General features: G+C 61.3%; 20 protein-coding genes. 12 read left to right on the top strand and 8 right to left on the bottom strand.

What is annotated here, in order from left to right; translation table 11 throughout:
- Nucleotides 1–100: 100 nt before the first annotated feature.
- From G3O01_RS21730 to G3O01_RS21720, 3 genes are all read left to right on the top strand, one after another.
- Nucleotides 101–562, top strand: coding sequence for a MarR family transcriptional regulator (locus G3O01_RS21730; RefSeq protein ID WP_205807197.1), 462 nt, complete (start codon nucleotides 101–103; stop codon nucleotides 560–562).
- Nucleotides 563–1,308: 746 nt separating this feature from the next.
- Nucleotides 1,309–1,884, top strand: coding sequence for a hypothetical protein (locus G3O01_RS45375; RefSeq protein ID WP_241024147.1), 576 nt, complete (start codon nucleotides 1,309–1,311; stop codon nucleotides 1,882–1,884).
- Between the two features lie 24 nt (nucleotides 1,885–1,908).
- Complete coding sequence (locus tag G3O01_RS21720; protein ID WP_205807196.1) at nucleotides 1,909–2,325, top strand: organic hydroperoxide resistance protein; 417 nt, start codon at nucleotides 1,909–1,911, stop codon at nucleotides 2,323–2,325.
- 68 nt (nucleotides 2,326–2,393) lie between these two features.
- On the opposite strand, the gene G3O01_RS21715 is transcribed toward G3O01_RS21720, so the two are convergent.
- Entirely contained in the window at nucleotides 2,394–2,825 is a 432-nt protein-coding gene (locus G3O01_RS21715) for a hypothetical protein (protein ID WP_205807195.1), read from the bottom strand.
- Nucleotides 2,826–3,073: 248 nt separating this feature from the next.
- Between G3O01_RS21715 and G3O01_RS21710 the strand changes: the two genes are divergently transcribed.
- The 3 genes from G3O01_RS21710 to G3O01_RS21700 all read left to right on the top strand — a co-directional run bounded on the left by G3O01_RS21710 (nucleotide 3,074) and on the right by G3O01_RS21700 (nucleotide 7,822).
- On the top strand, nucleotides 3,074–4,438 hold the full coding sequence (locus G3O01_RS21710; RefSeq protein WP_205807194.1) for a 2-hydroxycarboxylate transporter family protein: 1,365 nt from the start codon (nucleotides 3,074–3,076) through the stop codon (nucleotides 4,436–4,438).
- Between the two features lie 149 nt (nucleotides 4,439–4,587).
- Nucleotides 4,588–6,459 carry an ATP-binding protein gene (locus G3O01_RS21705; RefSeq protein ID WP_205807193.1) on the top strand — a complete coding sequence of 624 codons (1,872 nt, stop codon included), beginning with the start codon at nucleotides 4,588–4,590 and terminating at the stop codon, nucleotides 6,457–6,459.
- Complete coding sequence (locus G3O01_RS21700; protein WP_205807192.1) at nucleotides 6,449–7,822, top strand: sigma-54 dependent transcriptional regulator; 1,374 nt, start codon at nucleotides 6,449–6,451, stop codon at nucleotides 7,820–7,822. Before G3O01_RS21705 ends, G3O01_RS21700 begins: the two co-directional genes overlap by 11 nt.
- A 16-nt stretch (nucleotides 7,823–7,838) precedes the next feature.
- Here the strand turns inward: G3O01_RS21700 and cynR are convergent, their stop codons facing one another.
- Nucleotides 7,839–8,720, bottom strand: a complete 882-nt coding sequence (cynR, locus tag G3O01_RS21695) for a transcriptional regulator CynR (RefSeq protein ID WP_205807191.1) — start codon at nucleotides 8,718–8,720, stop codon at nucleotides 7,839–7,841.
- A gap of 123 nt (nucleotides 8,721–8,843) precedes the next feature.
- Here cynR and G3O01_RS21690 point away from each other — a divergent pair, with 123 nt between their 5' ends.
- The 3 genes from G3O01_RS21690 to G3O01_RS21680 all read left to right on the top strand — a co-directional run bounded on the left by G3O01_RS21690 (nucleotide 8,844) and on the right by G3O01_RS21680 (nucleotide 10,554).
- Entirely contained in the window at nucleotides 8,844–9,482 is a 639-nt protein-coding gene (locus tag G3O01_RS21690) for a carbonic anhydrase (protein ID WP_205807190.1), read from the top strand.
- A gap of 69 nt (nucleotides 9,483–9,551) precedes the next feature.
- Complete coding sequence (gene cynS / locus G3O01_RS21685) at nucleotides 9,552–10,022, top strand: cyanase (RefSeq protein ID WP_205807189.1); 471 nt, start codon at nucleotides 9,552–9,554, stop codon at nucleotides 10,020–10,022.
- 49 nt (nucleotides 10,023–10,071) lie between these two features.
- Nucleotides 10,072–10,554, top strand: coding sequence for a DUF1348 family protein (locus G3O01_RS21680; protein WP_205807188.1), 483 nt, complete (start codon nucleotides 10,072–10,074; stop codon nucleotides 10,552–10,554).
- A gap of 31 nt (nucleotides 10,555–10,585) precedes the next feature.
- Here G3O01_RS21680 and G3O01_RS21675 read toward each other — a convergent pair whose 3' ends face one another.
- Complete coding sequence (locus tag G3O01_RS21675) at nucleotides 10,586–12,124, bottom strand: EAL domain-containing protein (RefSeq protein WP_205807187.1); 1,539 nt, start codon at nucleotides 12,122–12,124, stop codon at nucleotides 10,586–10,588.
- Nucleotides 12,125–12,869: 745 nt separating this feature from the next.
- Between G3O01_RS21675 and G3O01_RS21670 the strand changes: the two genes are divergently transcribed.
- The gene (locus G3O01_RS21670; protein WP_205807186.1) at nucleotides 12,870–15,044 is read left to right on the top strand and encodes a M1 family metallopeptidase; all 2,175 of its coding nucleotides are present in this window, start codon (nucleotides 12,870–12,872) and stop codon (nucleotides 15,042–15,044) included.
- A 65-nt stretch (nucleotides 15,045–15,109) separates the two neighbouring features.
- Here G3O01_RS21670 and G3O01_RS21665 read toward each other — a convergent pair whose 3' ends face one another.
- Nucleotides 15,110–16,036 carry a LysR family transcriptional regulator gene (locus G3O01_RS21665; RefSeq protein ID WP_205807185.1) on the bottom strand — a complete coding sequence of 309 codons (927 nt, stop codon included), beginning with the start codon at nucleotides 16,034–16,036 and terminating at the stop codon, nucleotides 15,110–15,112.
- 118 nt (nucleotides 16,037–16,154) lie between these two features.
- On the opposite strand from G3O01_RS21665, the gene G3O01_RS21660 reads away from it, so the two are divergent.
- Complete coding sequence (locus G3O01_RS21660) at nucleotides 16,155–17,012, top strand: oxidoreductase (RefSeq protein ID WP_205807184.1); 858 nt, start codon at nucleotides 16,155–16,157, stop codon at nucleotides 17,010–17,012.
- A gap of 106 nt (nucleotides 17,013–17,118) precedes the next feature.
- On the opposite strand, the gene G3O01_RS21655 is transcribed toward G3O01_RS21660, so the two are convergent.
- The 3 genes from G3O01_RS21655 to G3O01_RS21645 form a co-directional block, all read right to left on the bottom strand.
- Entirely contained in the window at nucleotides 17,119–17,961 is an 843-nt protein-coding gene (locus tag G3O01_RS21655) for a hypothetical protein (RefSeq protein ID WP_205807183.1), read from the bottom strand.
- A gap of 272 nt (nucleotides 17,962–18,233) precedes the next feature.
- Nucleotides 18,234–18,539 carry a hypothetical protein gene (locus tag G3O01_RS21650; RefSeq protein ID WP_205807182.1) on the bottom strand — a complete coding sequence of 102 codons (306 nt, stop codon included), beginning with the start codon at nucleotides 18,537–18,539 and terminating at the stop codon, nucleotides 18,234–18,236.
- A 197-nt stretch (nucleotides 18,540–18,736) separates the two neighbouring features.
- Nucleotides 18,737–19,570 (bottom strand): NAD(P)-dependent oxidoreductase, encoded by an 834-nt coding sequence (locus G3O01_RS21645; protein ID WP_205807181.1) that lies wholly within the window; start codon nucleotides 19,568–19,570, stop codon nucleotides 18,737–18,739.
- 134 nt (nucleotides 19,571–19,704) lie between these two features.
- On the opposite strand from G3O01_RS21645, the gene G3O01_RS21640 reads away from it, so the two are divergent.
- The gene (locus G3O01_RS21640) at nucleotides 19,705–20,730 is read left to right on the top strand and encodes a LacI family DNA-binding transcriptional regulator (RefSeq protein ID WP_241024164.1); all 1,026 of its coding nucleotides are present in this window, start codon (nucleotides 19,705–19,707) and stop codon (nucleotides 20,728–20,730) included.
- 61 nt (nucleotides 20,731–20,791) lie between these two features.
- Here the strand turns inward: G3O01_RS21640 and G3O01_RS21635 are convergent, their stop codons facing one another.
- Nucleotides 20,792–22,081 (bottom strand): MFS transporter, encoded by a 1,290-nt coding sequence (locus G3O01_RS21635; protein WP_205807179.1) that lies wholly within the window; start codon nucleotides 22,079–22,081, stop codon nucleotides 20,792–20,794.
- Nucleotides 22,082–22,507: the final 426 nt, after the last annotated feature.

The following is a 22,507-nucleotide window of genomic DNA, read 5'->3' as shown; positions in this document are numbered from 1 at the left end:
CCCGTAACCCGCCTGTAATGTCAAGCATTTCCGATTAAATCGCACACGATGTATAATGCGTCCTCATAGAGACATTTGTCTCGTGCTGACGAGGACGCAAATGAAGACCACCGCCAAGGCAGAAGACACGAACCCGAAGCTCGCCGACTTCCTGTGCTTTGCCGTTTATTCGGCGAATCTCGCGTTCGGCAAGGCTTACAAGCCGATTCTCGAGGAACTGGGGCTGACGTATACGCAATACATCACGGTGATTGCGCTGTGGGAAGAGGACAACCAGACGGTGAGCAGTCTGGGCGAAAAGCTGTTTCTCGAGTCGAACACGCTGACGCCGATTTTGAAGAAGCTCGAGGCGATGGGGTATCTGGAGCGCCAGCGCGATCCTGAGGACGAGCGGCAGGTGCGGGTCAGCCTGACCAAGGCTGGTCGCAAGCTGCGTGAAAAGGCCTTCGGCATGGATCTGGTCGAGGCATGCGGGCTTGGGGCTGATGAGTTTGCAAAGATGCAGAAGGGGATAGTTACGTTGCGGAATAATTTGATTAAGGCTGTTAGTGAGCAAGAGTAAGCGTGCCTGCGGCGCTGGGTTTGGTTTGCTTTTGTTGTTACTGGCATCCGTGTGATGTTTTCGTTGTACGTGCGCGTTGCTCTGGTTTGTCTTGCGACGCTGGTGTGGTTTGCTTGTGTTTGTCACTGGCATCCGCGATTTGTCTTGCCTGCTTCACGCGTTGCCCCTGTGCGGGGCGGCACCTACTTTTCTTTGCCGCGGCAAAGAAAAGTAGGCAAAAGAAAGCCGCTCACACCGCCAATTCTTGACCTTCGCCCACGGGCTCCCAACGGCCCCGTCCTGTTCGCGGCAACGTTCTTCTCCATGCACGCTGCCAACGCTCTTATTGAGCGCCTAACCTGCTTCACATTCCCGCGTCGCCACGCGCGCCATCAAATCGCCCACGTTCTATAGCGGCAAACTGTGTGTCGGAGTTCGCGGCGTACACGCATCACTCCGGACTGAAAACCACGAGCGGTGTCGTAAGAGCGCCGAGGCGTGAAGCACTACGACCTACACACAGTTTGCCACCTGGGCGGCTGTAACCATTCGCTGCCACTGGCTGCGCTATGGGTGCTTGAAGCGGGTGAGGCGCTTGTTCGAAGCGTTGGCAACAGGCATTTAACGGAGCGGTTGCCGTTTGAAGGATAAGAACCGTTGGGGGCCCTCAGGCAGTGGTGAAGAATTGGCGGTGTTAGCCCGCTTTCTTTGCTTACTTTCTTTGCGGCGGCAAAGAAAGTAAGTGCCGCCCCGCACAGGGGCAACGCTTGCGCCGCGAAGGCGCCAACGCGGATGCCATCAAAAACACGAGCAAACCAAACCAGCGTCGCAAGACAACCCAAAGTGCCGCCCCGCACAGGGGCCCCAAAAGCCCACCAACCCCAAACCCCATCAAAAAAACCAAACACACTGTTTCACAAAACAAATCGCACACGATCAAATCGCACTTGACACAAAAACCTAAAAACGTAGAATACGTCGTACGCGATGCAATCGCACAAGATCAAAACCAGGCGACACCCAAAACAGTTCGCTCGCGAAAAGATTTCACCCTTCACCTAACGGAGTTCACCATGCAAAAGTCCTTCAAAGCTGCAGTCCTGTTTGCCCTTACCATCGCCGCGTCGTCGACGGCCTTCGCAAGTGGCTACGGCCCCGCACCGCACTACAACCCGACGCAAGGCGCACCGGTATCACAACAAGGCCCGAGTGCCATCGTCGCTGAAGCAAGCCGCAACGCGGCCATCAATGACGACATGGGCGGCGTCGCCACCCAGACCGTCGAATCGGGGCATCGCACGATTTCGGGCGAGTTCAGCGTGTCCACCTTCAAACATCACTAAGCCGCGATCAGAGGAGAGCGCAAGATGGCAAAGATCGACAACGTCCTGTACACGGGCAAGACGCAAACCACAGGCGGCCGCGAAGGCGCGGCGCGTAGCTCCGACGGCCGTCTGGATATCCAGCTCTCGCCGCCGGGATCGAACGGCAAGGGCACGAACCCCGAGCAACTGTTCGCGGCAGGCTGGTCAGCGTGTTTTATCGGCGCAATGGGACTGGCCGCGCGCGAACTGAAAGTGGCGCTGCCCGTCGAGACGGCGGTGAATGCCGAAGTCGACCTTGGCACGGGTGAGGGCGGCTACTTCCTGCAGGCACGTCTGAACGTGAGCCTGCCGGGCGTGAGCGCCGACGTCGCACAGAAGATCGTCGATACGGCGCATCAAACGTGTCCGTATTCGAAAGCGACGCGCGGCAATATCGACGTTGAAATCGCGCTGGTTTGAGGTGCGCGCGGCGGTAGCCGGCTCGCCAGTGTCCTTCAGTTGAGGGCGCGGCGAGCCGGTTATCCTGTTCAGCCACCCGAACGAGGCGGCTGCGGGTTATTGGCGGGATTGGTGTCGTACTTGAACACGCGCTCGATGCCCGACGCGCTATCCAGCGCCAGCGATTCAAGCGCGGCCTCGAGCGAGTCTGCCGTCTCTTTCGCGTAAATCTGCTCGCCGTCCACGTAGACGGTGAATGAACGCAGATACTTCGCCTTCTTCTCGGGATTCTCGATGGTCTGCCGCGTCCACTCGTAAAGCGGATACGCCGCAATCCCGACTTCTTCCGCTTCCTTCACGTATCCGGCAAACGCATCGAACTGGCATGTCAGTGTCGCGCGATGCTGGCTCAGCACATCGTGCAGCGGCGCATAAGACTGCGCAGCGGGATCGGCGCGCAATGCGGCCGCCCGTTCGTCCGAAACGGTGATCCTGATCTGGAACTGCCATGTGTCCTGCATGGTTTTCCCCAATCGAGTCATCCAACGATTCTAGCGAATGGCTGAAATCTCAGCCTGGTCTCCGGGGTCGATTCTGAAGTCTCGGAACTGAATTTCCGTGTCCGGATAAAAGTCCATAAAAATCAACGTTTTAGATAATTCGTTGAAGGCCGAAAAATTGGCATGCCCCTTGCGCTATAGGCGTCCACTGGCCACCCGGCCAAAGACAAGCGATGCAGCCCCACGCATCCAATTCAAGGAGACATGCTTTGCAAACGACTTCGCACGCCCACGGCTCGTCGCAGCCGGTGCCCGCGCAGCAACCCGTCAGCAAAACGCGCTTCTGGCCAGAAGGCTGGTGGAAGCTGATGGAATACCGGATCGGCATCATCCCGCTGCCCGTCTACTTCATCCTGCTGGCGCTCATCACAGGCTTTGCCGTGACGGGCAAGGTGCCCGGCGAAATTTCGATGGCGATTGCCGTGCTCGCCTTCTTCGGCTTTACGTGCGCCGAACTCGGCAAGCGTCTGCCGATTCTGCGCAACATCGGCGCGGCGGCGATCTGCGCGACCTTCGTGCCGTCGGCGCTCACCTTCTATCACCTGCTGCCGAAGCCCATCCTCAATCTGACGACGGAATTCACCAAGCAGACGAACTTCCTGTACCTGTTCATCGCGTCGATCATCGTCGGCAGTATCTTGAGCATGGACCGGCGCGTGCTGATTCAGGGCTTCATCAAGATTTTCGTGCCGCTCGCGGTCGGCTCGATTGCGGCTGCCATCGTCGGCACGGCGGTCGGTGCGGCGTTCGGGCTCGGCGTGCGCCATACGCTGCTGTATATCGTGGTGCCCATCATGGCGGGCGGCGTTGGCGAGGGCGCGATTCCGCTGTCGATCGGTTACTCGGAAATCATGCATCTGCCGCAGGGCGAGCTGTTCGCCCAGGTGCTGCCGCCCGTGATGCTTGGCAGCCTCACGGCGATCGTGCTGTCCGGCGCGCTCGACATGCTCGGCAAGCGCCTCCCGCATCTGACGGGCAAAGGCCGTCTGCAGGTCGGCGAACAGGATGAGATGGACCCGGTGAAAGAAGAAATCACCGGCCATATCGACGTCACGCATATCGCCGCCGCCGGCATCACCGCGATCACGCTGTATCTGCTCGGCCTGATGTGCCGCAACCTGTTCGGTCTGCCCGCGCCGGTCGCGATGCTGTTTCTCGCGGTGCTGGTGAAGCTCGCGCGTGCCGTCTCGCCGCAGTTGCAGGAAGGCGCGTTCGTGGTCTACAAGTTCTTCTCGACGGCAGTCACGTATCCGCTGCTGTTCGCAATCGGCGTCGCGATGACGCCGTGGGACAAGCTGATGGCGGCGTTCACGTTCGCCAATATCGTGACCATCGTCGTGACGGTTGCGACGCTGATGGGTACGGGCTTTGTGGTTGCACGCTTCCTGAAGATGTACCCTATCGACACCGCGATCGTGAACGCCTGCCACAGCGGCCAGGGCGGTACGGGCGACGTCGCGATCCTGACGGCGGCGAACCGTATGACGCTGATGCCGTTCGCGCAGATTGCTACGCGTATCGGCGGTGCGATCGTGGTGACGCTGACGCTGATCCTGCTCGCGCATTTCGGCTGAGATTTCGGCCGAGATTTCAGCCAATGACGCGGCCGCGCCCGGCGCGGCGCGGTGACCGGGCGGTGCAACCAGTTTGCGCCGCCCGTTTTCGCTTGTGGCGCCGTGCCTGGTCCATGCAGCCGGGCGTCGGGCATCGATGAGGTTCAAACGTGCGCGTGAGAATAAGAGGCATACCGTTGTGGGCATGGGCCGCCGCCGGCGCGCTGTATCTCGGCGCGGCCTTCGCGGCCGTCGAGTTTGCATGGGACCGCGCCATCGATGCACTCGCGCAGGTCGGTGCGCATCGGCTGGACCTGTACGCCGCCAGTCTGAAAAGCGAGCTGGGCCGCTATGAAATGATGCCTGCCATCGTCGCGCGTCAGGACAGCGTGCGCGCGCTGCTGCGCGCGGGCCAGGGCGCGTCGCCGCAACTCCTGCATGAAGTCGATACCTATCTCGAAGCCGTCAACAACGACGCGGGCAGTCTCGCCGTCGACGTGATCGACCTGCAAGGCGAAGTGATCGCCGCGAGCAACTGGAACCAGTCGTTCAGCTTCGTCGGCACCAACGTTTCCTATCGGCCGTATTTCAAGGATGCGCTCGCGCATGGCACGGGCCGCTTTTTCGGCATCGGCACGAACACAGGCATGCCGGGGCTGTACTTTTCAAGCGCGGTGCGAGATGGCGACAAGCCAGTCGGCGCGGCGGCTGTGAAGCTGAGCGTCGATTCGCTGGAAGCGGCCTGGCGAACGCCCGGCGAAGCGGCTGTCGTGATCGACAGCAATGGGGTGATCGTCATCTCGACCGTACCGGCGTGGAAGTTCACCGCGTTCCGGCCGATCACCGCGCAACAGCAGCGCGACATTCAGGCTTCGCGGCAATATGCAGGACGCAATGTCGATGCGCTGCTGTACCGGCGCGTGGGCGACTGGAACGGCGTTGCGTGGCTCGGGCGCTTTCCCGACTGGCGCAAGCAAGGCCGCACCACGCAGTTTCTCGTGATGTCGCGACCCGCGCCGCAAGCGGGCGATTCGATCACGGTACTGCTCGACGTCGCAACTGCACGCCGTCAGCAGCAGGTTGCGCTCGCATTCGTGACGGCCGTGTTTCTGATCGCCGGGCTGTATGCGTTGTACGCGGTGCAGCGGCGGCGCGTGATCGCCGAAAAGCTCAAGGCGCAGGACGCGCTGCGTCTCGCGAACGATCGCCTCGAAATGACGGTCGCGCAGCGCACGGCCGCGCTGGTGGCGACCAATGAGCGAATGCAGCAGGAGATCGTCGAACGCAAACGGACGGAACAGCGTCTGCGCGACTCGCAGCAGGAAGTCGTGCACGCGGGCAAGCTCGCCGTGCTTGGCCAGATGGCGGCGGGCTTGACGCACGAACTGAATCAGCCGCTCGTCGCGATCCGCACGCTGTGCGACAACGCGCGCACGTTCTTCGAGCGCAATCAACCTGCGCAGGCTGTCGCGAATCTCGAGCGTGTGGCGAAGCTCGTCGACAGCATGGCTGTGCTCACGGGCGAGCTGAAGACGTTCGCACGCAAGCCCGATATCGAGCGCGTGGCGGTGTCGCTGACGGAAGCGGTCGCGCACGCGCGGCTCATCTACGAATCGCGGATTCGCGACGAAGGCGTGCAGCTCGACGTGAAGATTCCGGCGGGCACGACGGTATGGGCGGAATCGAGCCAGTTGCAGCAGGTGATCGTCAATCTGCTGGGCAATGCGCTCGACGCCGTGCATCACGAAGACAAACGCATCATCACGATTGCCGCCGCCGACCCGGACGCACGCGAGCGCGTGCTGTTCACGATCTCCGATAGCGGCCCGGGCATCGCACCCGAAGTGCTCGCGCATCTGTTCGAGCCGTTCGTGACGACGAAGCCGCGCGGACACGGCCTCGGTTTGGGACTGGCGATCACGTCGCGTATCGTCGAAGGTTTCGGTGCGAAGATTTCCGCCGCCAATCTGGCGGACGGCGGCGCACAATTCACTATCGAATTCGCGGCGGCGACGTCGCAGAGGGTGGTTCATGGGAGATGAAATCAGGGTTCTCGTCGTCGAGGATGACGAGAACGTGCGCTTCGGCGTGGAGCAGGCGGTAGCGCTGGCGGGCTTTCCTGTCAGCGCGTTTGCGTCGGCGGCACAGGCTCTGGCGGAAGTCGCGCCGGGCGCGCCGGTCGTGATCGTGTCCGATGTGCGGATGCCGGGCATCGACGGCTTGCAGCTCCTCGACAAGGTGATGGCGATCGATTCGCACATTCCCGTCGTGCTGATCAGCGGGCATGCCGACATCTCGACGGCGGTGGGCGCGATGCAGGTCGGCGCCTACGATTTCATCGAAAAGCCGTTTTCGTCCGACCATATCGCGGGACGCGTCGCCCGTGCGGTCGAGAAACGGCGGCTCACGCTGGAAGTGCAGGGCCTGCGCGCCGCGCTCGACAACTGGCAAGGGATTGAAGCGCTGGTACTCGGCAAATCGCCGGCAATGGCGGAAGTGCGCAAGAAGATTCTGCGGCTCGCGGATACATCGGTATCCGTGCTGATCACGGGCGAAACGGGCACAGGCAAAGAACTGATTGCGCGCAGCCTGCACGATTTCGGCGGACGGCGCGACAAGCATTTTGTCGCGCTCAATTGCGGCGGCCTGCCGGAACAGATTTTCGAAAGCGAGCTGTTCGGGCATGAAGCGGGCGCGTTTACCGGCGCGATCAAGAAGCGTGTCGGCAAGATCGAGTGGGCGAACGGCGGCACGCTCTTTCTCGACGAAATCGAAACCATGCCGATCGCGCTGCAGATCAAGATGCTGCGCGTGTTGCAGGAACGCACGCTGGAGCGGCTCGGCGCGAACGAGTCGATTCCCGTCGATTGCCGCGTCGTCGCGGCTTCCAAAGCCGATCTCGCCTCGCTGTCCAACGACGGCCGCTTTCGCGCGGACCTGCTGTACAGGTTGAACGTTGCGCAGATCGAATTGCCGCCGCTACGTGAACGCCGTGAAGACGTGCCGCTGCTGTTCGAGCACTTCGTGCTCGCGGCTGCGCGCCGCTTCGGCCAACCGGCGCCGGTCGTGTCCGCGTCGCAGTTGTCGGAACTGATGACGCACCAGTGGCCCGGCAACGTGCGCGAATTGCAGAACGTTGCGGACCGCTTCGTGCTAGGCCTGACGGGCGACAGCCTGCTGGTGGAAAGCAGCGGCACGGTGGCGCCGGCGGCAAAGGGCGGCACGCTCGCCGATCAGATGGCGTACTTCGAGCGCATGCTGATCGAAGACATGCTGCGGCGTCATCACGGCAATGTAGCCGACACGAGCGAGGCGCTCGGCATGCCGAAGAAGACGCTGTATCACAAGCTGCGTCAACTGAAGATCGCCGCGCGCGACGCGCAGAGCGAGGAGATCGACTCCTAGTTCGTTTAAAGCCTTCTCAGCGCCTGATGGTGTCGATCAATATCTGCACGAACGCCTTGCTCGCCGCCGTGCGATAGGCGTCCTTGCGCTGGAGCAGCGCGGCTGTTCGCGCGGGCAAAGGCGGATCGAGCGGAACGGGCCGCAGGTCCGCATGCTCGCGCGCGATGCCATCGGGCAGCACCGTTGCAAGCTGCCCGTGACGCACGATCTCGACGATCGCGCTGATCGAGTTCACCTCGATGGCAACGTGCGGCCGGACGCGATGCAGCGCGCAATACTCATCGATATACCTGCGCGTTGCGAACGCCTTGTTCAGCAACACCAGCGGTTCTTTCGCGAAATCCTGCGCGGAAAGCGGCTTGCGGCGCGACGCGCGCGCATGCCCGCTGCCGACCACCAGACTCAGCGTCTCCTGAAACAAGGGCTGGCTTTCGATTTCCGCCGTATGCGCGGGTTCGAATGCAATGCCGGCATCGAGCCGGTCGTCGGCGAGTTGCGCTTCGATCTGGTCCTGCGTGATTTCCTGCATATCGATGGCGATACCCGGATGCGCCGCATAGAAGTGGTCGATCACAGGTCCGACCAGATAGGCGGTGAAGGTCGGTGTGACGGCGAGGCGCAGATTGCCCCGGCTCAGTTCGCCGACATCGTGAATTGCCCGCACGCCCGCGTCGAGATCCTGTAGCGCGAGCTTTGCGTAGCGCATCCATGCCGCGCCTGCATCCGTGAGTTGCACCGTGCGGCCCGAGCGGTCGAGTAACTGCGTGCGCAACGTGTCTTCCAGTTGCCGGATCTGCTGCGACAGCGTGGGCTGCGACACGTGCAGCGCCTCGGCGGCGCGCGTGAAATTGCGGTGTTCCGCGACGGCCAGAAAGTAGCGGATATGACGTAGCAGCATGTCGGTTCCTGACTATTGGCATTGCCTATAGTGGCCATCATAAACGGGTCTTGGACACTATGGCTGATCGCGTCCATTCTTTGTTCAACGCAGCGCACACAGCGCGCCTGAATGGAGCAGATCATGCAAGACATCATCGACGGTTTTCTGAAGTTTCAGCGCGACGTTTTCCCCGCGCGCAAAGAGTTGTTCCGCAAGCTGGCGACAAGCCAGACGCCGCGCACGCTCTTCATCTCATGTTCGGACAGCCGGATGGTGCCCGAACTGGTCACGCAGCGCGAACCCGGCGATCTTTTCGTGATCCGCAATGCCGGCAATATCGTGCCTTCGTTCGGTCCGGAGCCGGGCGGCGTATCGGCGACGGTCGAATATGCGGTGGCCGCGCTAGGCGTGACGGATGTGGTGATCTGCGGCCATTCGGATTGCGGCGCGATGACGGCCGTTGCGACCTGCAAGTGCCTCGATCACATGCCTGCCGTCGCGAACTGGCTGCGTTACGCCGATTCGGCAAAACTCGTTAACGAATCGCGCGAACATGCGAGCGAGCGCGATCGTATCGACTCCATGGTGCGCGAGAACGTGATCGCGCAACTCAACAATCTCAGGACGCATCCTTCCGTTGCGCTGGCGCTTGCGCAAGGCCGCCTGAAGCTGCACGGCTGGGTGTATGACATCGAATCCGGTTCCATCGACGCACTCGACAGCACGACACGTCAGTTCGTTTCGCTTGCCGAGCATCCGGACGTTGCCGCGACAGCCTGAGCAGACACCGCAATACTTTGAATTTCGCCCCGTTGTTTCCCCCGTTTCACATTTTCCTGGAGCCACATCATGACGCAATCGCAAACCAGCCAGTACGCACGCGAAGCCCTGACCGAAACCATCATCGACGCAAAAACGCGCAAGAACCTGACCTTCGAAGCGATCAACGAAGGCACGGGCCTGAGCATCGCTTTCACGACGGCTGCGCTGCTCGGCCAGCATCCGCTACCCGAGAAAGCCGCAAAGCTGGTTGGCGAGCGCCTCGGTCTCGATGACGATGCCGTCCGTCTGCTGCAGACCATTCCCGTGCGTGGCAGCATCCCCGGAGGCGTGCCGACCGATCCGACCATCTACCGTTTCTACGAAATGGTGCAGGTGTATGGCTCGACGTTGAAGGCACTCGTTCACGAACAGTTCGGCGACGGCATCATCAGCGCGATCAACTTCAAGCTCGATATCAAGAAGGTGCCGGATCCGGAAGGCGGCGAGCGCGCGGTCATCACGCTCGACGGCAAGTATCTGCCGACCAAACCTTTCTGATTCACACGGCCGAACGCACAGCTACAGACCTCGTATAAGGAGAGTCGTCATGTCTTCGCAACAACAGGAAATTCGCCCGCCGCTTCCTCCGTTCACGCTGGAATCGGCGAAAGAGAAAGTGCGCCTCGCTGAAGACGGCTGGAATTCGCGCGATGCGGCGAAGGTCGCGCTAGCCTATTCGCTCGATACGAAATGGCGCAATCGCACGGAGTTCGCGAACAACCGTGCTGAGGCGCAAGGGTTTCTGGAGCGCAAGTGGCGCAAGGAACTCGACTATCGGCTGATCAAGGAGTTGTGGGCGTTCGGCGGCAATCGCATCGCGGTGCGCTATGCGTATGAATGGCGCGACGATGCGGGCAACTGGTTCCGTTCGTACGGCAACGAGAACTGGGAGTTCGGTGAAGATGGTCTGATGCAGCGGCGCTTTGCCTGTATCAACGACATGCCGATCAAGGAATCAGATCGCAAGTTCCATTGGCCGCTCGGCCGTCGTCCCGACGATCATCCTGGCTTGAGCGATCTGGGGCTGTGAGTGCGGCGTGCACGTGTTACGTCCGCGATGTTCAGGGCGTGACGCGTGTGCGAGTCACAACCTTGCTCACACTGTTATCGACGAACAGTTGCGAGACGGGTACGGGCCGCTGGTAGAAGTAGCCCTGGCCAAAAGGGATCCCGAGGCTGCGCAGCGCTTCATGCTGCGCTTCCGTTTCGACGCCTTCTGCAACCACTTCCATGCCGTAATGCTTCGATACGGCCGCGATTGCGCGAATCAGTTCGCTGCCGCCGCGGTCCACTTGCCGCACGAACTGGCCATCGATCTTCACGTAGTCGAACGGAAAGCGCCCGAGCAGATCGAGGTTGGCGTGCTGCGTGCCGAAATCGTCGATGGCGAACTGGACGCCTTGCGCTTTGAGCACATTGAAAATCGCTTCGATGCGCGGATGCTTGTCGAGCAGAAAGCGCTCGGTGACTTCGAGCACGAGGGTGATGTCGTCGGGAAGCGTGTCGTTGGCGGCCAGCACGTCCGCGACGAAGTCCTTGCGTTCCAGATCCATCGGCGCGACGTTGACAGCGACACGCAATGGGCGAATGTCCGTGCGCTGAACGATGTCGCTTGTCGCGCGTTGCAGCGCGAAGCGCGTGACGGCAGGCAGCAGATTACTGCTTTCCACTTCCGTCATGAACGCGGCAGGACTCACGTCGCCCCATTTCGGATGCGTCCAGCGTATCAGCGCTTCGACGCCTGCAATACGGCGTGTGGCGATTTCGACCACGGGTTGATATGCGATAAAAAGCTGTCCTTGTCTGAGCGCGCGGCGCACGGCGGAGAGCAGCAAGCGGCGCGGCGCAAAAACGATCAGATACGCAGCCGCGATCAGCAGATTCAGAAGGATGGCCGCGGTGCCCGCGAGCAGGCCGTATTTCCAGTGCGTTTGCGAAATGAAGCGGGGCGCGGCCGCCACGGCGATCGAGAAAGCCCAACGCGACGACGACGCGCGCGTGCCATTGAGCGCGGCGGCGCTGTCGGCGGAAATCACTTCGCCGCGGGCGTTCAATGCGCGTGCGTTCGACACGACGAGAACCACCTGACCCGCTTCGTAACGCACGCCGTGCGCGAGCGTGTCCGCCAGGTAGGTCGATTCGACGACGTAAAGCAGGCCGGTTTTCTGGTGCGTCGGCACGAATAAGGGCATGACAGGCGATTGTGGCTGCCAGGGCGTGCCCGTAATCAGATCGAATGTGATGCCGGAAGGTGCGATCGGCAGATACGACGAGAGCGGAAGATCGATGGAGCCCAACGCCGACGAACAATACACACGCTGATTCGCCACGAGATTGACGCTGCGCACATACAGAACGTAGGTCTCCAGTTCCGAGAGGCGGTGTTCGACGGCGGTGCAGTCTTGTCCCGGCAGGGTGGATAGCGCGTCGTGCTGGCTTGCCGTGACGTTGTCGAGAATGCGGTCGACTGACGCGACCATGTCTTTTGCGATCAGGCTTTCGCGTTCGCGAATGGTGGCCTGGTCTTCATGGCGCGCCCATAGCGCAGCGGTAACGAGCACACACACGCCGCAGATCACCGCGATGACGAGCGCGAGCATCGGGGTGACGCCACGACCCACGACAGCGGATGTACGAAAAGGTAGAAACTTGGTCACATCGCGGTCCGTTGGCAATGCCCGTCGCAGGAACGATGTTCTAATCGTCCGATAAATATAGCATGTGGCGCACTCGCGGGCGGCGTGCCTCGCGCGCGATCGCGCATTGCCTTCTTCGCATGGGATTCCTGATTAATTGGCTTATTCGGCATTCATTGAATGCGATGCGTTAATTGCTTTTTAACCGGATTGCTGCCATTCAGGACGATCTTTGAATTCGTTTATGTATGACGTAAAAACAGATGAATGGATTATGCAAAATAAATACGAATCTATCGGCAATATTCAGCAATGAATTATTCGTAAAGCATAGTATTAAAGCTCGAGAAATATTTTGTAATGGAAGTTGACATGCTGACGTTTGCCCAACTAATCTACCGCTCATCGTAAGCTGACGGTCATTCGAAACGGGCGCATGAAATTATTATCAGGCCTGTCGTCGGCATGCGACTCTGTATGCATGCGGTTTTACCGGATGCGCCGCTGTCACGTCGTAATTTTTTCTCTGACTCACGTTTTAATAATGTAAATATCGGCGATCTGGCCGAGGCCTTTTATCGCCTGTTTATTGCAAATCTTTCATTCGCCTTAATGCGCGTGAGGGAGACCTTTTGCGTCTTTTTTCTAATAAAAAGAGAAACATAAAACCACACATTTCCAGAGCCGCTTTATCCGATAAGGACGAATCATGCGAGCATGTTTTCGGTTAAAGACGCAGTGCCTGTTGCTGGCTGCGACGCTGGTGTTGAGTGCATGTGGTGGCGGAGACGATGGAGGTCTCACTTCGAGCAAATCGGCACAGGTGGGCGCGACCGCGCCTGCGTCGCAGCCGGCGCTTGCAGCGCCGGAGTCGCCGATCGTCGCCGACACATCGGTCAACAAGACGGTGCCGCCCGTCGAGTTGCCCGATACCGTGAAGCCGATCAACTACAAACTGTGGTTCAGGCCTAACCCCGATCTGAACGCGTTCGATGGCCGCGCAGATGTCGAAATCCAGGTCACGAAGAACATCAACCAGATCGTGATCGCCGGGCATCGCATCAAGTTCGTGAACGGCAAGACGACGCTGCAGCCGGGCAATATCCAGCTGATCGCGACGCCGCAGGACGACGGCGACTTCTATCAGCTGCGGCCCGTCAGCGGCCAGATTCATCCGGGCAACTACTCGCTGCATATGGAGTGGTCGGGCATCATCAACTTCAAGACTTATGACGATCCCGCCACGAAAACGGGCGGCAGTTGCGGCGACGATCCGTATCCCGGCTGCTCGGCGGCGGAAGGCATTTTCCGCGTCGACCTGAAAGCGACCGACGGCACCACGAGCGGCGCGATCCTCACGCAGGGCGAAACCAATCTTGCGCGCCAATGGTTCCCCGGCTGGGACGAGCCGGCGTTCCGCATGACGTACGAAGTGTCGGCGGAAGTGCCGCAGAGCTGGCGCGTCGTGTCGAACGCGGCCGAGTTACCGTCCGTCAACGTGGATAGCGGCTACAAGCGCGTCACGTTCGACAGGACACCGCCGATGCCGCAATACCTGCTGTTCTTCGGCGGCGGCATGTTCGATACGCTCGAAGATGACTTCAAGAGTCCGCTGAAGGACGGGAAGAATCTGCACTTGCGGATCTTCACGCCGCCCGGCATGCGCGACTGGGCCGTGCCCGCGATGCAGCAGACCAAGCAGGCGCTCGATTACTACTATCGCTATACGGGCATCCCGCTGCCGTTGACGAAGTTCGACACGATCGCCGCGAACGATGCGTTCAAGGAGCAGAAGGATCTGAACTTCGGCGGGATGGAGAACTGGGGCGCCATTCTCGAATTCGCCGACGACATTCTTCCGCCGCCCGGCACGACGATGTCCGACTATGGCGTGACAGTGCTCACGCACGAAGCCGCGCATCAGTGGTTCGGCGATCTCGTTACGCTCGACTGGTGGGACGACGTATGGATGAACGAATCGTTCGCGACATACTTCGAGAACCGCACGAAGATCCTGTTCTTCCCCGATCGCTTCAGCTGGGTCGACGAGGTGAAGACCAAGTACGCGGTGATGTCGCGTGATCTGCGCAACACATCGTTCCCGGTGCAACCGAACTTCAACGACTGGGCATCGAACGATTTCGTGTTGAGCGCGAGCCCGTTCACGTACGACAAGGGCGGCATCGTGCTGAAGATGATCGAGAACTATCTCGGCGATGGCGTGATGCGCAGAGGCCTGCAGTCGTATCTGGCCGACTACGCGCTCGGCAACTCGACGCCGAAGCGTCTGTGGGACGAACTGGCGAAGGTCAGCGGCGAGCCGATGGTGGCGATCGGCGACAGCTTCGTGCGGCAAACGGGCGTGCCGCTGGTGTCGCTCGATACGCAATGCGATCTGACCAGCAACGAAACGGTGGTCACGCTGAAGCAGTCGCCGTATCCGAACCAGAACCTGTATCCGGGCATTCAATGGACGGTGCCGTTGACGCTCGCTTATGGCGAAGGTCTTGCGCGTCGCAAGACGGTCGCGCTGAAGGATACGCAGATGCAGGTGCGCGTGAATGGATGCACGGCAGTCGTCGCGGATCCGAGCGGGCTCGACTACTACGTGACGAACTACGGCGACAACGCGTGGAGCCAGTTGCTCGCGCAGAGCAGCGCGTTGAGCGATCCGGTGCTGCTGACCAATCTGCAGATGGAAGCAAAGATGCTTGTGAATTCGGGTCTCGCCATTCCTTCGCGCGCCACGACGATTGGCTCGATCACGCCGCCGGTCACGGCGATGGCACGCCGTCAGTTGATGGTGACGCCGCAGCAGGTACAGCCGGAGCGTCCGGTACTGCGTTATCAAGGCAAGCTGAAGTCGCGTAGCAAGACCGAGTAAGCGCCACGTGTCTTGAAGGATCGCGCGCCCGTTCGCATCATGTGGACGGGCGCGTTTTTTTGCCTTCAGCGCAGTTCTGCGGGCTCCAGATAGAACGCCGTGTTATCCGCGAGCCGCGCGATCATGAAATCGATAAACGTCCGCACGCGCAGCGGCTGCTCAGTGCGGGAACGGTAGTAGACGTAAATGGACTCGCGCTGCGTCATGTGTTTCGTGAGCAGCGGCACGAGCCGTCCACTGCGAATGTGCGAGACGGCCGAGAAACTGCCGAGCTGTCCAATCGCGAGACCCGCCAGAACCGCTTCCGTTTCCGCATCGATGTCGTTCGCGCATAGTGTCGCGGGGACTTCGCGATAGACGATTTCCTTGCCGATCAGAAATTCCCACGGCGCCAGCTTGCCCGTGTTCGCGCGCCGGTATCCCGTGCAGCGATGCCCGGCGAGATCGTCGACTGTGGCCGGCTTGCCGTGCCGTGCGAGATACGCCGGCGACGCACACACGATCAACTGGATAGGCAGGAGCCGCCGCGCGATCGTGCCGCCCGCTGGTGGCGAACCGCCGCGAAAACCGACGTCGGCGCGATCGCTGACGAGATCGGTGAAATGGTCGTCGAAGCGTACGTCGAGTTGCACGTCGGGGTAGAGCGCGGCGAATTCGAGAACCGACTGCCATAGCACCGCGCGACCGAGCGCCATCGGCGCGCTCACGCGCAGCGGACCGGCGACTTCATCTTTGGCGCGGCGCGCGTCGTCGATGGCCGTGGAGAGCGTGGCAAGCGCCGGTTCGACGCTCTGCAGCAGCCGCTCGCCTTCTTCCGTCAGGCTCAGCTTGCGCGTGGTCCGATGAAAGAGCCGCACGCCCAGCGACTTTTCCAGCTGCATCACAGCGTGGCTGGCCGCTTGCGGCGAGATGCCCTGATCGACGGCCGCCTTGCGCAGATTGCCAAGCGTGGCGGCGCGGACAAAGATCGAAATGGCGCGGACCTCGTTCATCGCGGCTCTCCGATTAGCAAATAAAAGTTGATTATCAGTCTAGCAATCGACGGCTAGTTTATGCGAATCGGACGTCCTATTCTTCGTTTCACTTTCACCACGAACGTAGGAGCAGGAAATGAGCAACGCCACGCAACAACAGTTCAAGCGCGTCTGGTTCATCACGGGCGCTTCGCGCGGTCTGGGCGCGCTGATCGCCGAAGCAGCACTCGCCGATGGCAACGCAGTCGTCGCCGCGGGTCGAAACGTTGCTGCCATCGTCGAACGGCTTGGCGAGTCGCCCGCCTTGCTGCCCGTCGCGCTCGACGTGACGAGCGAAGCGCAGGCGAAAGCCGCCGTCGAAGCCGCTGTCGCGAAGTTCGGCCGCATCGACGTGCTGATCAACAACGCGGGTTTCGGCCTGCTGGCCGCTGTCGAAGAATCGAGCGATGCCGACGTGCGCCGCATGTACGACACCAACGTGTTCGGTCTGCTGAACGTGACGCGCGCCGTGCTGCCCGTGATGCGCAAGCAGCGCTCGGGGCATGTGATCAACATGTCGTCGGTTGGCGGGTATCGCTCGGGGCCGGGATTTGGCGTGTACTGCTCGACCAAGTTTGCCGTCGAAGGCATCACGGAAGCATTGCATGGCGAACTGGCGCCGCTCGGCATCCACGCAACCGTTGTCGAGCCGGGTTATTTCCGCACGGACTTTCTGGATGCGTCGTCGCTCGTGGTCGGCAAGGAGATCATCGACGACTACGACGATACGTCGGGTAACGTGCGCCGCTTCGCTGTCGGCATGAACCACAACCAGCCGGGCGATCCGGACAAACTGGCGACAGCGATGGTCACACTCGTCGATGCGCAGACGCCGCCGCTGCGCCTGCCGCTCGGCACCGACACGCTCAAGGCGATCGCCGACAAGAACGCATATGTGACGACGGAAACGGAAACATGGAAGGCGCTGTCGGCATCGACTGATTTTGCTGTCTGAACAGTCGTCACCCGAAGTGAGCGCGTGAAATAAAACAGCGCCGTTGTGTGAGCAACGGCGCTGTTGTGCTTTGGTTGCAGCGTGCTGATGCACGCAAGCGAAAGCGTTATTTCGGCGGCGGCAGCGATGGATCGAGCTTGGATGAATCGTGGACCAGTTGGTCCGTCATCGCGGCTGCAACAGCGTTCGAACCGGCGCCGGGCTTCGACGCGCGTTGCTGCTGCTCCGGCGTTGCGCGAACTGCAGACATATCCGGCGGCGGCAGCGAAGGATCGAGCTTGGCGGAATCGCGCACCAACTGGTCGGTGTGCGCGGCGCCCGATTGATACGAACCACCAGAGGTGCTGCGCTGATCCGCGCTTGCTTGCGCGGTTGCAGGCGTGTTGACGCTCGCGGACGGCGACGACATCGGCGGCGGCAACGCAGGATCGAGCTTCGCCGATTCCCTGACCAGTTCGTTCGTTTCGGCCGTCGGGCCCTGATTGGCCTGCGTGCGACGATCCAGATTATCGCGTCCGCGCTGCGGGCGTTGAGCCGGCACGACCTTCGGTGTGCCCGAGTCCTGCACGTTCACCGATGCGACCGCCGTCGACGGTGCCGGTTGCGCTTGCGGTTTGACGGGCGCAGGTGCAGCCGTCACAGGTGCCGGTGCGGGAGCGACGGGCACGGCAGGCGCAGCGGGTGCTGGCACTGGCGCAATCGGCTGCTGCGCAACCGCAGCGCTCTTCGTGATGGCGTCCGACGGTGCCGACTGACCGATGCTGCCTGCCGTCATATGGTTTTCGCTGACGCGCGGATCGATGGGGGAGGGGCGCGCAGATTCATCCATACCAGCCGTGGCTTCAGCTGTTGCGCGGCGGTCGGCCTGCAACACCATCAGATAGGTGGTCAGCGCGGCGCCGAGCACGAGGCCGGCGAGAATCATCAGGATTTTTCGGGTGGTCATCATACTTACTGACGCTCGTTCAAACGACGCGAGCCAGCCATGCTGCAAGATGGCTCGCGGCTTTAATCAGACAATAGCCAGCAATTGGCAGGCCTGATAAGTGGAAACAGGCGAGCGACAAGCAGAGAAATCCCCGAAAACAAAAAGGGACGAAGACCGCCATGCGTGTGGAACGCGGCGAGTCGAAGCTTCTCCGATTATCGAACGCTTCGGTTTAGTTTGCGTGTCGAGAACGCGCGCACTGACGGCGCGTTGATTGCACAACTAACGTCTGATCATTCCCAGGGGTTCTGTGCGAACACGCCCTGTTGCCGACGCATGCCGTGACGCAGGAACCAGTGCCGGACAGCACTGAGCTTGCGCGGCAGACCCGGCATCAGATTGCCTTCGATGCGGGCTTTTGCGCACGACGTCGCGTACTCGATCGCCTCTTCCTCGGAAGAAAAGTAGCCGAGGATGCCAAAGGCTTTACGCCGTCCGCTCGGGCCGGTGACGAACACGCTGGCCGCGTATCCGCGAGCGCCGACGGACGCAAGTGGGATGATGACGTGGCGCCGGTAGTGCACTGCTTGCCTGTCCATGATCATCCTCCGGGGTTTGCCCTGGTGACATGGTACACGTTGCGAAAGCGTGCCGGCAATGCATTGCGGCTGCGAAAAAAAATTCGCCGGCGCTTGCGCCGGCGTTCGCGCGCGATGCAGAAAAATGTCTGCATCGCGTGCAATGTCTTGCTGCTTTTGTCGCGTGATGCGGCATGAAACGCACTGATGCGTGCGCTTTAAGCGTTGCGTTCCATCGGCTCACCGAGCACGAATGCGCCGCCCTGGTAGCGTTGCGCGGGGTCGTCGTATTCGGCCGTCGGCGCGCTGACCGGGAAGCGGTCGGCGAATTGCGTGGAGCTATCGCGCGGACGGAAGCCGAGGAAATTGGCCTTCGTGTTGTCCCACCACTTGATCGGATTGTCCGACGCGCCATACACGACCGCATGGCCGACGCGGTTCGTGAACAGCGAGCAGCGCACGAGTTCGATGAAGTCGCGATAGCTCAGGTACGTGACGAGCATGCGCGGGTTCTTCGGCTCTTCGAAAGAAGAGCCGATACGCAGGCACACGGTTTCGATACCGAAGCGGTCGAAGTAATAGCGCGACAGCGACTCGCCGAAACATTTTGTTACGCCATAGAGGCTATCCGGGCGTTGCCCCGAATCGGCATCCAGTACTTCGGTGACGGGATGAAAACCGATCGCGTGATTCGAACTCGCGAACACCACGCGCTTCACGCCATGCTTGCGCGCGGCTTCGTACAGGTTGTACGTGCCGCGAATATTCGATTCGATCAGATCGTCGAACGGCGCGTCGATGGAGATACCGCCCAGGTGCACGATCGCATCGACGCCTTCAACCATATGCATCACCGCTTCGCGGTCCGCCAGATCGACGACGCTCGCTTCCTCGTGTGCAGCGGCTGCGCTCACCGGAACGATGTCGCTCACGCGCACGATGTCGGCCCAGCCGGCCAGCGCATCGCGCAGCTGGCGGCCCAGATTGCCGCCCGCGCCCGTCAGCAGCAGGCGACGGAAGGGCTTGCGCGACGCAGAAGAGGTTTCGTTCATTGCTAATCCTTCGAAGAATTCAGGAAAACGTTTTCCAACTATAAAGGCGATGCCGAGGCCACGTCAATTGCGAGTTTCGGCAAGGCGGTCATAGCAGATATGGGGATTTCGGGTGCAGCGTTTTCTGCGACAATCTGCTTACAGCACAAGAAAACGTTACCCTTCGTATGAAAAAAGTTTCCCCGACAATTCGCGACGTGGCTGTCGAGGCGGGTGTATCGGTTGCGACCGTGTCCAAGTACATGAACGGCGCGCAGCGTTTTTCTCCTGCCGTCGAAGCGCGGCTCAAGGAAGCGATCGAACGGCTCGGCTATCGCTCGAACCCGCTCGCGCGCTCGATGATCACGGGCCGCACGCGCACCATCGGACTCGCGATTCTCGACATCAGCAACCCGCACTTCACGAACGTCGTGAAGGGCGCGAACCGCGTTGCGCTTCAGCACGACTACACGTTGCTGCTGGTCGATACCGAAGAGAACCAGGCGCGCGAGCGCTCGCTGATCGAAGCGCTGGCGCAGCGAGTGGACGGCTTGATCATCAGTTCGCGGATGCCCGACGAAGAATCGCAATGGATGCTCGAACTCCACAAGCCGGTCGTGCTGCTGCGCCACAGTCCGGGTCTGCCGATTCCGAGCGTCGGTATCGACAACCGGCTTGCGATCTACATGCTCACGCGTCATCTGTTGAATCTCGGACATCGACAGATTGCGTATCTCGGCTTTGGCCAGGCGCGTATCAACGACGAGCGGATTCGCGGCGCGCGCGAGTGTCTCGACGAAGCCGGCCTCACGCTCGCCGTGCACGATGCGCACGAGCCCACCGCGAAAGCGGGCGAGCAGGCCTGCTCGCGCGTGATGCTCGGACCGCAGCGGCCGCAGGCGGTGATCTGCTACAACGACCTGATCGCGCTTGGCTTCATGAAAGAGGCCGCGTCGCTCGGTTTCAAACTGCCGCGCGACGTGTCCGTGACGGGCGTCGACAACGTGCCTTACGGCGAATACGCGTCGCCGGCACTGACCACCGTCGATATTCAAAGCGAGAAGATGGGCGAACTGGCGATGCAGAAGCTGATCGACGCGCTCGCCGGAAACACGCAAGCCGGTCATTCGATGTTCGAGCCGCGCCTGATCGTGCGTGAATCGACGGCCGCTAACAGCTGACCATCGGTTCGCGCATCGGGCTGCGGCCCGTGCGCCGCGCAACGTGGCGCGGCTTGCGGAATTACGCATCGAGCTTGGCGGGCGTCATGCGCGGCGTCAGCAGATGCATGACGACGAGCGCGACCAGATAGGCGAGTGCGCCGATCGCGAACAGCACCCAGTAGTGACCCGTGCGTTGCAGCACCTGGCCGATCACTTCCGAGAACAACACGCCGCCGACCGAACCCGCCATCCCGCCGATACCGACCACAGCGCCAAGCGCGCGGCGCGGGAAGAGGTCGGATGCCGTCGTGAACAGATTCGCCGACCAGCCCTGGTGCGCAGCCGCCGCGAGGCCGACGATACCGACCGCGACCCACAGATTGTCCACTTGCGAAACGAACGCAATGGGGAGCACGCAGCACGCGCAGATCAGCATCGCCGTCTTGCGGGCGGCATTCACGCTCCAGCCCTTGCGCAGCAGCGTCGACGAAATCCAGCCGCCGCCGATACTGCCCACCGTCGTGATCGCGTAGATGACGACGAGCGGCAAGCCGATGTGCTGCATGTCCATACCGCGCGATTCGTTGAGCCACTTCGGCAGCCAGAACAGGTAGAACCACCAGACCGGATCGGTCAGGAACTTGCCGATCAGGAAGGCCCACGTCTCGCGCTTTTTGATCAGCACGCCCCAGCCGGGCGCGGGTGCGTTGGCGTTGCGGGCGTCGAGCGAGTCGGCGTCGTCACGGGTGTCGTCGAGTGCTTCGTCTTGCGTGCTGCCGTCGTTCGAACGGTAGACGACGAGCCACACGGCCAGCCAGACGATGCCGATCGCGCCGATGATCACGAACGCCGCGCGCCAGCCGTACATCACGGCGAGCGGCGGGATGATCGCGGGCGCGAACACGGCGCCGATATTCGCGCCCGAGTTGAAGATGCCCGTGGCGAGCGCGCGCTCACGGCGCGGGAACCACTCGGCCGTGGTCTTGATCGCCGATGGGAAGTTGCCGCCTTCGCCAATGCCGAGCAGCGCGCGCACCATTGCGAAGCCCGTCACCGAGCCGACGGCGGCATGCAGCATCGCGGCGATGCTCCACACCAGCATCGCGGCCGCGTAGGAAATCCGTGTGCCGAGCCAGTCGACGACGCGCCCGAAGCCCAGCAGACCGATCGCATAGAACGCGGAAAAGGCGATCACGATGCGGCCGTACTGCACCTGCGTCCAGCCGATTTCATGCTGAAGCAGCGGGGCGAGCAGACCGAGAATCTGCCGGTCCATGTAGTTGATGACGGTCGCGAAGAAAAGTAGCGCACAGACGGTCCAGCGGAAGCGGCTGGCGACGCGTACGGCGCCGACGACGGCAGATTGCATGTATGTCTCCGTTCGCGGCATCGCTCGTCGCGCCGCGGTCTTTTTTCATGGCCGGCGACGAGCGCCGGGGCGGATTGCGTCGCGCGATGGGGCGATCTGCGCGGGCATGTTCCGTGACATTGGGAAAACGTTTTTCTAAGGATAGGCGGTTTGGCGTCGCTTGGCTAGTACGTGTTTTCCGCGATATGAGGCGGGATGGCCTTCCTATGGGAGGAGTGACAAGCTTTGAATAAGTTAATCGTTTTCTTCGATCTGTGTGGAGAGCGTTCCGGGCGTGGGCGGACACGCAAGCAAGGTCTGACCGACGTGCCTCAGCGGACGTGATCCAGGCGCCCAAGGGCGGATGCCCGTGAGCGCCGGTGTTTTTGTTGCGTGCGGGCATGCCCGGATATGGCGCCTCTCGTCGCCATCGGGCGGAACGGGGCC

This window comes from Burkholderia sp. Ac-20365 (assembly GCF_017104715.1).
GTDB lineage: Bacteria > Pseudomonadota > Gammaproteobacteria > Burkholderiales > Burkholderiaceae > Paraburkholderia.
This window is presented reverse-complemented; position numbering and strand designations above follow the sequence as displayed.